Source organism: Streptomyces bacillaris, assembly GCF_003268675.1.
Lineage (GTDB): Bacteria > Actinomycetota > Actinomycetes > Streptomycetales > Streptomycetaceae > Streptomyces > Streptomyces bacillaris.
This window is the reverse complement of sequence record NZ_CP029378.1, coordinates 7,664,994-7,677,292: the sequence shown is the minus strand read 5'-3', so window position 1 is coordinate 7,677,292 and position 12,299 is coordinate 7,664,994. Positions and strand designations below refer to the sequence as shown.

The 12,299-nt window shown below is 72.4% G+C and carries 9 protein-coding genes and 1 pseudogene; 4 read left to right on the top strand and 6 right to left on the bottom strand.

Annotated elements, in window-relative coordinates; all coding sequences use genetic code 11:
* The first annotated feature begins 45 nt into the window (after positions 1 to 45).
* Positions 46 to 2,259: a terpene synthase family protein gene (locus tag DJ476_RS33375; RefSeq protein WP_112492270.1), complete on the top strand. Its 2,214-nt coding sequence runs from the start codon at positions 46 to 48 to the stop codon at positions 2,257 to 2,259.
* A gap of 218 nt (positions 2,260 to 2,477) precedes the next feature.
* Here DJ476_RS33375 and DJ476_RS33370 read toward each other — a convergent pair whose 3' ends face one another.
* On the bottom strand, positions 2,478 to 2,978 hold the full coding sequence (locus tag DJ476_RS33370) for a hypothetical protein (protein WP_003971159.1): 501 nt from the start codon (positions 2,976 to 2,978) through the stop codon (positions 2,478 to 2,480).
* A 316-nt stretch (positions 2,979 to 3,294) separates the two neighbouring features.
* Between DJ476_RS33370 and DJ476_RS33365 the strand changes: the two genes are divergently transcribed.
* A complete protein-coding gene (locus DJ476_RS33365; protein WP_103417029.1) occupies positions 3,295 to 4,869 on the top strand; it encodes a hypothetical protein in 1,575 nt (524 codons plus the stop codon).
* A 47-nt stretch (positions 4,870 to 4,916) separates the two neighbouring features.
* Here the strand turns inward: DJ476_RS33365 and DJ476_RS33360 are convergent, their stop codons facing one another.
* The 4 genes from DJ476_RS33360 to DJ476_RS33345 form a co-directional block, all read right to left on the bottom strand.
* A complete protein-coding gene (locus tag DJ476_RS33360; RefSeq protein WP_112492269.1) occupies positions 4,917 to 6,083 on the bottom strand; it encodes a thiolase domain-containing protein in 1,167 nt (388 codons plus the stop codon).
* Positions 6,076 to 7,128, bottom strand: a complete 1,053-nt coding sequence (locus tag DJ476_RS33355) for a thiolase domain-containing protein (RefSeq protein ID WP_112492268.1) — start codon at positions 7,126 to 7,128, stop codon at positions 6,076 to 6,078. Before DJ476_RS33355 ends, DJ476_RS33360 begins: the two co-directional genes overlap by 8 nt.
* Positions 7,129 to 8,076 (bottom strand): Zn-ribbon domain-containing OB-fold protein, encoded by a 948-nt coding sequence (locus DJ476_RS33350; protein WP_112492267.1) that lies wholly within the window; start codon positions 8,074 to 8,076, stop codon positions 7,129 to 7,131.
* Positions 8,077 to 8,153: 77 nt separating this feature from the next.
* Positions 8,154 to 8,954, bottom strand: a complete 801-nt coding sequence (locus DJ476_RS33345; protein WP_103417025.1) for a crotonase/enoyl-CoA hydratase family protein — start codon at positions 8,952 to 8,954, stop codon at positions 8,154 to 8,156.
* 166 nt (positions 8,955 to 9,120) lie between these two features.
* Here DJ476_RS33345 and DJ476_RS33340 point away from each other — a divergent pair, with 166 nt between their 5' ends.
* A complete protein-coding gene (locus tag DJ476_RS33340) occupies positions 9,121 to 10,746 on the top strand; it encodes an acyl-CoA synthetase (protein ID WP_112492266.1) in 1,626 nt (541 codons plus the stop codon).
* Positions 10,747 to 10,750: 4 nt separating this feature from the next.
* Here DJ476_RS33340 and DJ476_RS33335 read toward each other — a convergent pair whose 3' ends face one another.
* Entirely contained in the window at positions 10,751 to 11,311 is a 561-nt protein-coding gene (locus tag DJ476_RS33335; protein WP_112492265.1) for a TetR/AcrR family transcriptional regulator, read from the bottom strand.
* Positions 11,312 to 11,430: 119 nt separating this feature from the next.
* On the opposite strand from DJ476_RS33335, the pseudogene DJ476_RS33330 reads away from it, so the two are divergent.
* Positions 11,431 to 12,296 (top strand): annotated as a pseudogene (locus tag DJ476_RS33330) (MBL fold metallo-hydrolase).
* Positions 12,297 to 12,299 lie beyond the last annotated feature (3 nt).

Below are 12,299 nucleotides of genomic sequence, written 5' to 3'. Positions count from 1 at the left end.
TCCGCGCCCTCGCCGCGCGGAGCCTTCCGGAAAGGCCTATCGCACATGGCACAGCCCTTCTCACTGCCGGACTTCTATGTTCCGTATCCGGCCCGGCTCAACCCTCATGTGGAGGCGGCACGGACACATACCCGGGAGTGGGCACGCGGGATGGGGATGCTGGAGGGATCCGGCATCTGGGAGGAGAAGGACCTCGAGGCGCACGACTACGCCCTGCTCTGCGCCTACACCCACCCCGACTGCTCGGCCGAGGCCCTGTCCCTGGTCACCGACTGGTACGTGTGGGTCTTCTTCTTCGACGACCACTTCCTGGAGCTGTTCAAGCGCACGCCCGACCGTGAGGGCGCCAAGCGCTATCTGGACCGGCTGCCCGCCTTCATGCCGATGGAGCGCGGGGCGGCCATGCCCGAGCCGGAGAATCCCGTCGAGGCGGGCCTCGCGGACCTGTGGGAGCGGACGATCCCCGCGATGTCGGACGCGTGGCGCGCCCGGTTCGCGGTGGCGACGGAGAACCTCCTCAACGAGTCGCTCTGGGAGCTCTCCAACATCAACGAGGGCCGCATCGCCAACCCCGTCGAGTACATCGAGATGCGCCGCAAGGTCGGCGGCGCCCCCTGGTCGGCCGGGCTCGTGGAGTACGCGGCGAACGCCGAGGTGCCCGCTGCCGTCGCCGGGTCGCGCCCGCTGCGGGTCCTGCGGGACGCCTTCTCCGACGGGGTGCACCTGCGCAACGACCTCTTCTCGTACCAGCGCGAGGTCGAGGACGAGGGCGAGAACAGCAACGGGGTCCTGGTCCTGGAGAAGTTCCTCGGGTGCACGACCCAGGAGGCCGCCGAGGCCGTCAACGACCTGCTGACCTCGCGGCTCCACCAGTTCGAGAACACCGCCCTCACCGAACTGGGCCCGCTCTGCGCGGAGAGGGGCCTCGACCCGGCGCAGACCGCTTCCGTCCTCGCGTACGTCAAGGGGCTCCAGGACTGGCAGTCCGGCGGCCACGAGTGGCACATGCGCTCCAGCCGGTACATGAACGGCGGCGGGGCCGGAGAGGCGGTGGCGGGCTTCGGCATGTCCGCCGCCTCCATCAAGTTCACCCTCCGCTCCGAGACGGCACGGGCCCGCAGCCACAGCCACCGGCCCTTCCAGCACGTCGGCCCCTCGGTCGTCCCCGACCTGAAGCTGCCGTTCTCCACGACGCTGAGCCCGCATCTGGAGGGAGCCAGGCTCCGGCTGGTCGACTGGGCGCGCCGCATGGGCATCCTGGAGGCGCAGCCGGGCGTCCCGGGCTCGCACATCTGGGACGAGGAGCGGATCCTCGCGATCGACCTCCCCCTCTGCGCGGCGGGCATCCACCCGGACGCAGCACCGGAGGAGCTGGACATCTCCTCGGCGTGGCTGGCCTGGGGTACGTACGGTGACGACTGGTTCCCCGTGGTGCACGGGCGGACCAGGGACCTGGCGGGGGCCCGGCTGGCCAACGAGCGGCTCTCGCTCTTCATGCCGCTGGACGGCGAGGCCACCCCCGAGCCGGTGAACGCGCTGGAGCGGTCGCTGGGCGATCTGTGGCTCCGGACGGCGGGGCCGATGGACCCGGAGGCGCGGCGCGCCTTCCGGACCGCGATCGAGTCGATGACCGAGAGCTGGCTGTGGGAGCTGGCCAACCAGGCGCAGAACCGTATCCCTGACCCGGTCGACTACACCGAGATGCGGCGGGCGACCTTCGGTTCGGACCTGACGATGAGCCTGTGCCGGCTCGCCCACGGCAGGAAGGTGCCCGAGGCGGTCTACCGGAGCGGCCCGATGCGGTCGCTGGAGAACGCGGCCGCGGACTACGCGTGCCTGCTCAACGACCTGTTCTCGTACCAGAAGGAGATCGAGTACGAGGGTGAGGTGCACAACGGCGTCCTGGTCGTCCAGAACTTCTTCGGCGTCGACTATCCGACGGGCGTACGGATCGTGCACGACCTGATGGAATCCCGGCTGCGGCAGTTCCTGCATGTGGCGGAGGTGGAACTCCCGGTACTGTACGACGACTTCGATCTCGACGCCGAGGCGCGGGAGGTGCTGGCGGGCTATGTGCAGGAGCTGAAGCACTGGCTCGCGGGCATCCTCATCTGGCACCGGGGCTGCCGCCGCTACCGCGAGGAGGACCTGCGCCGCGGGCACGGCGCCCCGCAGATCCTCGCCGGGCCGACCGGACTCGGCACCTCGGCGGCCCAGGTGACCCGGCTGATGGCGGACCTGGCGGGCAGCAGGGCGTAGTTCCCGGCCCGCGGACGGCACGGCCACCGCCGTGCGCCGCACGGCCCGTCGCGACTGACACGCGGCGGGCCGTTCGCCGTGCCCGGACGCTCCTGGAGCCGGATGCTCCGGTGGTCAGCCAGGACGAGTGGCCGGAGACGAAGAGAGGCCGGGCATGAAGAAGGACCAGGCAGGAGAAAGGCCGCCCGGCATATTCGGGCGGCCTATGCAGTGACGTTTCAGCCCTGCTGGAACAGCTCGGCGGGAAGGGGCTTCAGAAGGGTGTAGAGATCGTCGGTGATGGGCCGGTCCCAGCTGGCGATGGTGACGAGCACCCCGTCGCTGCGGTCGAACTGGACGCAGGCGATACGGCTCTCCGAGAGCTTCACCCGGCGGACGATCAGCAGGTTGTCGCCCTGCATCACGGGGACGTCCTCGCTGCTGACGACCTCGATCGGCTCGTCGTTCTCCAGGGCCAGCAGCAGCTGCGCGACCTCGAAGGGAACCTGGCCCTCCTCGGTCTCGCGGGCGGGCGAGCCCTCCGGGAGATTGCCGATGATCATGGCCGGGCCACGGCCGCCGTACAGGTCGTATCGGAGGAAGACGCCCTGGCAGCTGCCGTCGGGCGCGGGGAGCAGACCGGCGCCCAGGTTGCCGGGCCAGTCCCCCGGGTCCATGGCCAGGACATCGAAGTCCGGGCCCGCGGGTGTTGCGGCGCTGCGGCGGCGGAGGAAGGACATGCTGACATGGTACGTGGCCCGGCTCACGTCGCGGAGCCGGGCCCGGGCCCGGCCACCGCCCCGGGCCCGGCCTTCCGGCCACCGGCGGACATCGTGCGCGGCACCCCGGCCCTTACCCTCCCGGCACCGCGTCGGCGCACGTTCGGGCACACCCTCGACTCTTCCGCGTGGAATCGGCGCAAGTTCCTGCACGACGGACCCATGTGCCGCATACCGTTGGATCACCGCCGTGCCCGGTCCGCCGTGGCAGTGGTGGGTGCGGGGACGGCGGTGCGCCGCGAGACGGATACGGCGATGCGCCGGAGGAGAGGACAGGATGACGGTGGAGGGCACAGTGGGCGGGCTGGAAGAGCGGGTGGCGGGGCGCGCGTGGATGGTGCGTCTGGACCCGGCCGACCGGGGCGGTACGGCGGTACGCGTCTCGTGCGGGCGCCCGGGCTGCGCCCCCCAGGTCCTGCCGTCCGCCGCCGTCGGCCGTACCGCAGCCGTCGCGCACCTGGCGACACATCTGCGGGCCGCGTCGGGGCCCCGGCCCGAGGCGTACTGCGCCTGCCGGGCCGATGACTGCCACACCCATGTGCGGACCGACGGCCCCCGCGACCGGGCCCCGGCGTCGCGGTGCGGGGGCCCGGTCGTCCTGGCCGTCATCAACGACCGGCAGGGCCGCTGGTGGCGGGCCCTGGAGTGCTGCGCGCGCTGTGCGGCCGCCCATCCCACGGCGAAGGTCGTCGCCACCGCCCCGGCGGTCGCCTCCCCGTCCGCCGCCCCCGCGGCAGGGGCTCCGGCCGGAGGGGCCCGGGCCGCCGCGCCCCGGCCGCCCGCCCAGATCGGCCCGCAGTTCTCCCACGCCGCAGCGGCCCCGGCCCCCGTCCCCGAGGGGGTGCCCGCGGCCCGTCCCCCCCGGCCCCGCCGCAAGCGCCGGTCCGGGAAGATCGCGCAGCGGATCGTGCCGTTCGACCTGCACCCCGTCGCCCTGCGCGAGGAGCTGATCGAACTGGGCGATCTCTTCCGCGCCTATCAGCAGCGCCCCGAACCGGATCTGGTCGAGCTGTCCGAGCTCCATTCCCGCAAGGCGAAGGCCTTCCGGACCTGGGCGGAGGTCACCGGGGAGACCGAACTGCGGCTGGAGGCGGAGCGCGCCGAGCAGGCGGCCGCCGCCGCTCTCCTCCAGCACCAGCAGCGCACCGGCCAGAGCCCGGCGGGCGACGGTCAGGTCACCAGCCGGCTGCTGCCCGGCCTCACGCAGTGGGACCACGCCCGGGCGATCCTCGCCCATGTCGCCGAGCACACCCCGGTGCCCGGCGCGGAGGCCCGCCTCCTGGCGGTGCTGCTGACCCTGCGCTCGGCGCTCACCGGCACCGGCAACCTCGTGGGGCAGGACGTCAGGGGGCTGCCCCTGACGGATCCCGAGGAGCTCATCGGCCGGCTCGTGGAGAGCGGCTGGCTCTCCTTCCCCGGTACGGTCGAGGAGTTGCTCGCCTCCCGTCCGGAGAGCCCCACCCCGATCACCATCCCGTCCCTGATGCCCGACGAGGACGGCCCGGGTCCGTTCGTCTTCGGCCGGAAGACCCGCCCCAAGCTCAGCGGGTGGGCCCAGCGGGTGGTGGGCGACAAGAAGCTCCGGAAGAAGAAGACCGGCGCCGATGTCCGGCTGCTGGCCCTGGCCCTGGCCGTACGGACCAGCGCCGACGGGCGGCTGGGGCCCGACGGCGAGGGCGTCGAGGTGGAGCCCCTCGCCTCCTGGTGCGCTGTCGAGCCCGACGGGCTGGAGGCGCTGGTGGAGCAGCTGACGGTGGCGGACTGGCTCACCGATGCGGAGTTCACCGCCGACGGCCTGCTCCGGGGGCGGCTGACCGAACGGGTGCTGCCGGTCAGCTGCCCGCTGGCCTGAGCCGGTGCCTCCCAGCCCCCGCCCGGGAGGCCCGGGCGGGGGGGCCGTCATCCCGGCGGGGGCTGTGAGCCGACGAGCCACATGGCGAAGAACTGCGCCCCGCCGCCGTAGGCATGGCCGACCGCCCGGGTGGCCCCGTCGATCTGGTGGTCGCCCGCCCGTCCCCGTACCTGGAGCGCCGCCTCGGCGAAGCGGATCATGCCCGAGGCGCCGATGGGGTTGGTGGACAGCACCCCGCCCGACGGGTTGACGGGGAGGTCGCCGTCGAGTTCGGTGACGCCCGCCTCGGTGAGCTTCCACCCCTCGCCCTCACCGGCGAAGCCGAGGTTCTCCAGCCACATCGGCTCGTACCAGGAGAACGGGACGTACATCTCGACGGCGTCGATCTCCCGGCGCGGGTCGGTGATCCGGGCCTGCCGGTAGACATCGGCCGCGCAGTCCTTGCCGGCCTGCGGAGAGACGAAGTCCTTGCCCGCGAAGAGGGTGGGTTCGCTGCGCATCGCGCCGCCGTGCACCCATGCGGGCGGGTACGGGGCGCGGCTCGCGCCCTCGCGGTCGGTGAGGACCATCGCGCAGGCTCCGTCGGAGGAGGGGCAGGTCTCCGAGTAGCGGATCGGGTCCCAGAGCATGGGGGACGCCTGGACCTTCTCCAGGGTGAGGTCCGGGTCGTGGATGTGCGCGTAGGGGTTCTTGAGCGCGTTGCGGCGGTCCTTGTACGCGACGAGGGAGCCGACCGTGTCCGGTGCTCCCGTACGGCGCATGTACGCGCGGACGTGCGGGGCGAAGAAGCCGCCCGCCCCGGCCAGCAGGGGCTGCTGGAAGGGGACGGGCAGGGAGAGCCCCCACATGGCGTTGGACTCGGACTGTTTCTCGAAGGCGAGGGTCAGGACGGTCCGGTGGACGCGGGCGGCGACCAGGTTGGCGGCGACGAGAGCGGTGGAGCCGCCGACCGAACCGGCCGTGTGGACGCGGAGCATCGGTTTGCCGACGGCTCCGAGCGCGTCCGCGAGATACAGCTCCGGCATCATCACGCCCTCGAAGAAGTCGGGGGCCTTGCCGATGACGACGGCGTCGATGTCGCTCCAGGTCAGTCCGGCGTCCTCCAGCGCGCGGACCGCCGCCTCGCGGACCAGTCCGGCGATGGAGACGTCGTGCCGGGCGGCGACGTGCTTGGTCTGGCCGATGCCGACGACGGCGACGGGCTCCTTAACCATGAGCGCTCTCCCCTTCCAGGACGGCGACCAGGTTCTGCTGGAGGCAGGGCCCGGAGGTGGCGTGGGCGAGCGCCCTAACTGACGCGCCCCGGTGGATGCGGGCGGCGGCCTCGCCGAGCCGGATGAGGCCCGCCGCCATGATCGGGTTGGCGGCGAGGGCTCCTCCGGAGGGGTTGACACGGACGTCGTCGCCGAGGTCGAGGGCCGTGCGGAGGATCACCTCCTGGGAGGTGAAGGGGGCGTGCAACTCGGCTGTGTCGACAGGCCGTTCGAAGGCTCCGGCATGCCGGGCGGCGAGCCGGGTGGAGGGTGAGTCGGTGAGGTCGCGGACGCCGAGGGCGTGGGCCTCGATGCGGTGGTCGATGCCCCGGATCCAGGCGGGGCGGGCGCAGAGGGCGCGGGCGGTGTCCCCGGCGGCGAGGATCACGGCGGCGGCGCCGTCACCGATGGGCGGGCAGTCGCCGGTGCGCAGCGGGTGGACCAGGAGGCCCCCGGCGGGGACGTCTCCGGTGAGCTGGGCGTACGGGTTGGCGGCGGCGTCGGTGCGGCTGCGGGTGGCGATGGCGGTGAGGGCGGCTCGGTCGGCGTGGCCCGCGTCGAGGAGTGCCTGCGCCTGGAGGGCGGCGAGGGCGAGGGAGTCGGGCCAGAGGGGGGCGAGGTAGTAGGGGTCGAGCTGGCGGGTGAGGACGTCGCGGACCTGGCCGGGCGAGGACTTGCCGTACGCGTAGACGAGCGCGGTGTCGGCCTCCCCTGTCATGATCTTCACCCAGGCCTCGTACAGCGCCCAGGCCCCGTCCATCTCGACATGGGACTCGGAGATCGGGGGGTGGGCGCCGACGCCGTCGAGCGCCATGGTGAAGGAGAAGGCGCGCCCGGCGAGGTAGTCGGCGGAGCCGGAGCAGGTGAAGCCGATCTCGTTGGCCTTGAGGCCGGTGGTCTCCAGCACCTGGTGGAGGACGGGCATCAGCAGGTCGACCTCGGAGAGTTCGTCCGTACGCCGTCGGTGCGGGCTCTGGGCGAAGGCGACGATCGCCACGTCTCGCATCTACACCAGCTCCTTGTACGTGTCGTAGCCGGCGTCGGGCTCCCCGGTGGGCCGGTAGTGGTCGGGGTGGCGGGCGCCCTCGGCCCAGACCGGCTCGACGCGCAGCCCCATGCGGACCTGGTCGTACGGGATGCCGGCGATGCGGCCGTGGAGCGCGAGGTCGGCGCCGTCGAGGGCGATGTGGGCGTAGACGTAGGGGACGTCGATGTCCAGGTTCTTCGCTTTGATGTTGACGATGCAGAAGGTGGTGACGGTGCCGCGCGGGCCGACCTCGACCTGCTCGGCGGTGGCGATGCCGCAGGTGGGGCAGGCGCCGCGCGGCGGTACGTAGACCTTGCGGCAGGCGGGGCAGCGTTCGCCGACGGTGCGGTGGTCCTCCAGCGCCTTGAGGTAGGCGCTCTGGGCGCGGCCGGGGGTGTGGACGTAGTCCAGGCGGGCGGGGACGGTGATGCCGGTGACGGAGTCGGTGAACTCCCCGCCGTGCGGCACGGGTTCGGTGGTTCCCGGCTCACCGTCGTACGGCTCGAAGCAGGCGATGTCGGTGATGGCTCCGGTACGGGTGGCGGCCCAGCGGATCCGGACGCGCATCCCGGTGTGCACGGCGTCGGGTCCGGGGGCGTCCAGGGCGTGCAGGAGCGCGGTGTCGGCGCCGTCGAGGCGGACGAGCACCCAGGCGAAGGGGGTGCCCAGGGGCTGGTCGCGGCGCGGGGCGGGGTTCCAGGCCCAGGTGGTGACGGTGCCGGTGGGGGCGACCCGGAGGAGCGAGCGGAGTTCGTTCGCGGTGACGGGGTCGTACTCGACGGGCGGGACGAGGACCCTGCCGTCGTCGGTGCGGACGCCGAGGACGGTGCGCTCGCGCAGTCCGGTGAGGAAGGCGCTCTGGACGGGGCCCAGGGAGCGGGTGAAGGGGAACTCGACCACCAGCGGGGCGCTGAGGATCTCGGTCATGGCTCTCTCCTAGGCTCAGGAATCAGAACTCCGGTCTCCGGGCTGAGGACTTGGGGCTCGGGGCACGAGACGCGGGGTCAGGCGCGGCGGTAGACGGGCGGGCGCTTCTCGGCGAAGGCGCGGGCGCCCTCCTTGGCGTCCTCGGTGGCGAACACGGGCCAGCCGCGCTGGAGTTCGGCGGCCAGCGCCTCGCTCTCGGTCAGCTCGGCGCCTTCGTAGACCGACGCCTTGACGGCCTCCACGGCGAGCGGGCCGCAGGCGTTGATCCGTTCGGCGACGGCGAGGGCCTCCTCCCGGGCGGTGCCGTCGGGCACGACCCGGCCGATGAGCCCGATGGAGGCGGCCTCGTCGGCGGTGTACGGGCGACCGGTGAGGAGCATTTCGAGGGCGTGGGTGTGCGGGATCTGGCGCGGCAGCCGGACGGTGGAGCCGCCGATGGGGAAGAGGCCGCGCCGGACCTCGAAGAGCCCGAAGGTGGCGCCCGCCCCGGCGATACGGATATCCGTTCCCACGAGGATCTCGGTGCCCCCGGCGACACAGGGGCCCTCCACGGCGGCGATCACCGGTTTGCGCGGGCGGTGGTGGCGCAGCATCGCCTTCCAGTGCAGGTCCGGGTCGGCGGTCATCCGCGCGCGGTACTCCTGCCCCGCCATGCCGTCGCCCGCGAGCGCCTTGAGGTCCATGCCGGAGCAGAACGCGCCGCCCGCGCCGGTGAGGACGATCGAGCGGACCCCGTCGTCGGCGTCGGCCGCGAGCCAGCCGTCGTAGAGGCCGACGAGCATCGGCAGCGACAGCGCGTTCCTGGCCTCCGGCCTGTTCAGGGTGAGCACCAGTGTGGCGCCCTCGCGCTCCACGGTCAGGTGTTCCGTACCGCCCATGACGAACTCCCCTCTGCGGACCTGGAACAGGTTGCAGGAGGCGGGTTCACAGTTCAATAGTTTTCTGACTGTCAGTCAGATTCTTTCGACGCCGCCCCTTCCCACTTGTGCCGACCGGCGCTCTAATGACGGCCGAGTCGCCAGTCATCCGGGGTCAGGAGGAACGGTGGAGTACAACCTTGCCGACCTGTTCGAGTCGGTCGTGGACGTGGTCCCCGACCGTGAGGCACTCCTCTACGTCGACCATCCCGGTACGGGCGCCGAGCGGCGTCTCACCTACCTCCAGCTGGACGCCGCCGCCAACCGGATCGCCCACCACCTCATCGGCGCGGGCCTCCGCCCGGGCGAACACCTGGGTCTGCACCTCTACAACGGGATCGAGTACCTCCAGACAGCCCTGGGGGCACTCAAGGCCCGGCTGGTGCCGGTGAACGTCAACTACCGCTACGTAGAAGAGGAATTGGTCTACCTCTACCGGGACGCGGATCTGGCGGGGCTCGTCTTCGACGGCGCGTTCGACGAGCGGGTGGCGGCGGCGTCCGCGCAGGCCCCGGCACTGCGCCACCTGGTCCGGGTGGGATCGACGCCCGCTCCACCGGACCTGGAGGCCGCCCCCTTCACCGAGGCCGAGAGCTCCGGCTCCCCCCTGCGCGGCTTCGAACCCCGCTCCGCCGACGACCAGTTCATCATCTACACCGGCGGCACGACCGGTATGCCCAAGGGGGTGATGTGGCGTCAGGAGGATCTGTTCTTCTCGGGCCTTGGTGGTGGCGCGCCGACCGGGGAACCGGTGAGGAGTCCGCAGGAGCTGGCCGAGCGGGTGGCGGCGGGCGGGGACGGCATCACCTTCTTCCCCACTCCCCCGCTGATGCACGGCACCTCCACGCTCACCGCGTTCATCGGCTTCAACTTCGGTCAACGGGTCGTCGTGCACCGCAAGTTCGTCCCCGAGGAGGTGCTGCGGACGATCGAGAGGGAGAAGGTCACCAGCGTCTCCCTGGTGGGCGACGCGATGCTGCGTCCGCTGATCGACGCCCTCAACGGGCCGCTGCGCGGGACGGACTGTTCGTCGCTGTTCTCCGTCTCCAGCTCCGGGGCGATCATGTCGGACTCGGTGCGGGCGGAGTTCCAGGCGCTGGTGCCGACCGTGATGCTGCTCAACAACTTCGGCTCCTCCGAGTCCGGCTTCAACGGCACGGCGACCGCCGACTCCGGCCCCGAGCGCGGCTTCCGGGTCCAGGTCAACGCCCGTACGGCCGTGGTCGATCCGGCGACGTACGAGCCGGTGGCACCGGGCGAGGTGGGTCGCATCGCCCAGCGGGGCCACGTACCGCTCGGCTACTACAACGACCCGGCCAAGACCGCCGACACCTTCTTCCACAAGAACGGCGAACGGTGGGTGCTGCTGGGCGACATGGCGACCGTGGACGCGGACGGCATCGTCACCGTGCTCGGCCGGGGCTCGCAGTGCATCAACACCGGCGGGGAGAAGGTCTATCCGGAGGAGGTCGAGCAGGCCCTCAAGTCCCACCCGGACGTGTACGACGCACTCGTGGCGGGCGTCCCCGACGCACGCTGGGGCAGCAGGGTCGCGGCCGTCCTCGAACTCCGCGAGGGGGCGGCGGCGTTGGACCTGGACGCGGTCCAGGCCCACTGCCGGACCCGGCTCGCCGGATACAAGATCCCGCGCGCCCTGGTCCTGGCCGACCGGATCCAGCGCTCACCGAGCGGCAAGGCTGACTACCGCTGGGCCAAGGCGGTGGCGGCGGCCGGGGCGAGGGCGGACGACTGAGAGGTCACCGCCCGCCGAGGGCGTGGGTCACCAGGCCCTGTACGTACGCGGCGTCCAGGCCACCGGGGCGGAACAGGATGCGGTACATGACCGGTGCCACGACCAGGTCGATGAGCGTTTCCGTGTCCGGGGCCGGTTCGCCGCGCCGGGCGGCGCGGTTCAGGATGGCCTCGATCTGCTGGGCGGCGTACGCGGAGCAGCGGCCGGCGTTGTCGCCGTCGGGGTCACCGAGGAGCGCGTCCCTGATGGAGGCGCGTCCGGCCGGGGAGGCTATCTCGTCGAGGAACTGCTCCGCCCACGCGTCGAGGTCGGCCCGGAGGCTGCCGAGGTCGGCGGGGTCGGCGTCCGGGCGCAGGTGCTCGACCGCGACGTCGGAGAGCAGCTCGCGCAGATCGCCCCAGCGGCGGTAGACGGTGGACGGCGTGACCCCGGCTCGGGCCGCCACCAGGGGCACGGTCAGCGCGTCCCGGCCCACTTCACCCAGGAGGTCACGGACCGCCGCGTGGACGGCCTCCTGCACCCGTGCGCTGCGCCCGCCGGGGCGGGCCATCGGCCTGGGGCTCATGCAGCTCCTCCTCGGATACGTAAAAGCAATGTGTTTGCGTTAGCTCTGCTCTGAGGGGCCCCGTGATCAGGCAAGCCAGCACCGGACCGGCATCCACGCGCCCCGTCCCCACGTGGTCCGTGGGCGACCACACCGTCCGGCGCATCGACGAGACGCCCCTGCCGCCGGAGACCGGGCCGTGGCTGCTGCCCGAGGCGACCGCCGATCTCGTCACCCGGACACCCTGGCTGCTCCCCGAGTTCGCCGACGACCAGGGGGTCCTCCGACTGGCGAGCCACGGTTTCGCCGTCGAGACGGACGGCCTGCGGATCGTCGTCGACACCGGCATCGGCAACGGGAAGCAGCGGGCCAACCCCGCCTGGCACCAGCAGCGGACCGCTTACGAGGAGCGGCTGAAGGCGGCGGACTTCGCGCCGAAGAGCGTCGACCTCGTCGTGCTGACCCACCTCCACACCGACCACGTGGGGCGGAACACCCGGGCCGAGGGCGATAACCGGGTGCCTATGTTCCCCAACGCGCGGTATCTCACCTCGCGCACCGAGTGGGACCACTGGGCAGGCGCCGAGCCGGACGAGCCGCAGCAGCAGATGTTCCGGGACGCCGTGCACCCCGTCCGGGAGGCGGGTCTCTTCGATCTGGTGGACGTCTCCGACGGGGGTACGGACATCGCCCCGGGCGTACGTCTGCTGCCGACGCCCGGCCATACACCGGGGCAGGTGGCGGTGGAGCTGAGCAGCCACGGCGAGCGGGCGGTCGTCACCGGCGACAGCATCCACCACCCCGTCCAGCTGACGCACCCCGGGATCTGCAGCTGCGCGGACCTCGACCCCGGTCTCGCGGCCCGGACCCGGCACCGGCTGCTCGACTCGCTGGCCGGCACCCGGCGCTGCTGCTCGGCACCCACTTCCCGCCGCCGACCGCCGGATCCGTCCGGCGCGCGGGCGACGCGTACCGGCTGGTCCCGGCCCCGCCGGAGCGGCGCTGACGG

Excerpts from the sequence above, each read along its gene's own strand:
- DJ476_RS33375 (WP_112492270.1), top strand. The coding sequence starts at position 46 with ATGGCACAGCCCTTCTCACTGCCGGACTTCTATGTTCCGTATCCGGCC.
- DJ476_RS33370 (WP_003971159.1), bottom strand. The coding sequence starts at position 2,978 with ATGTCCTTCCTCCGCCGCCGCAGCGCCGCAACACCCGCGGGCCCGGAC.
- DJ476_RS33365 (WP_103417029.1), top strand. The coding sequence starts at position 3,295 with ATGACGGTGGAGGGCACAGTGGGCGGGCTGGAAGAGCGGGTGGCGGGG.
- DJ476_RS33360 (WP_112492269.1), bottom strand. The coding sequence starts at position 6,083 with ATGGTTAAGGAGCCCGTCGCCGTCGTCGGCATCGGCCAGACCAAGCAC.
- DJ476_RS33355 (WP_112492268.1), bottom strand. The coding sequence starts at position 7,128 with ATGCGAGACGTGGCGATCGTCGCCTTCGCCCAGAGCCCGCACCGACGG.
- DJ476_RS33350 (WP_112492267.1), bottom strand. The coding sequence starts at position 8,076 with ATGACCGAGATCCTCAGCGCCCCGCTGGTGGTCGAGTTCCCCTTCACC.
- DJ476_RS33345 (WP_103417025.1), bottom strand. The coding sequence starts at position 8,954 with ATGGGCGGTACGGAACACCTGACCGTGGAGCGCGAGGGCGCCACACTG.
- DJ476_RS33335 (WP_112492265.1), bottom strand. The coding sequence starts at position 11,311 with ATGAGCCCCAGGCCGATGGCCCGCCCCGGCGGGCGCAGCGCACGGGTG.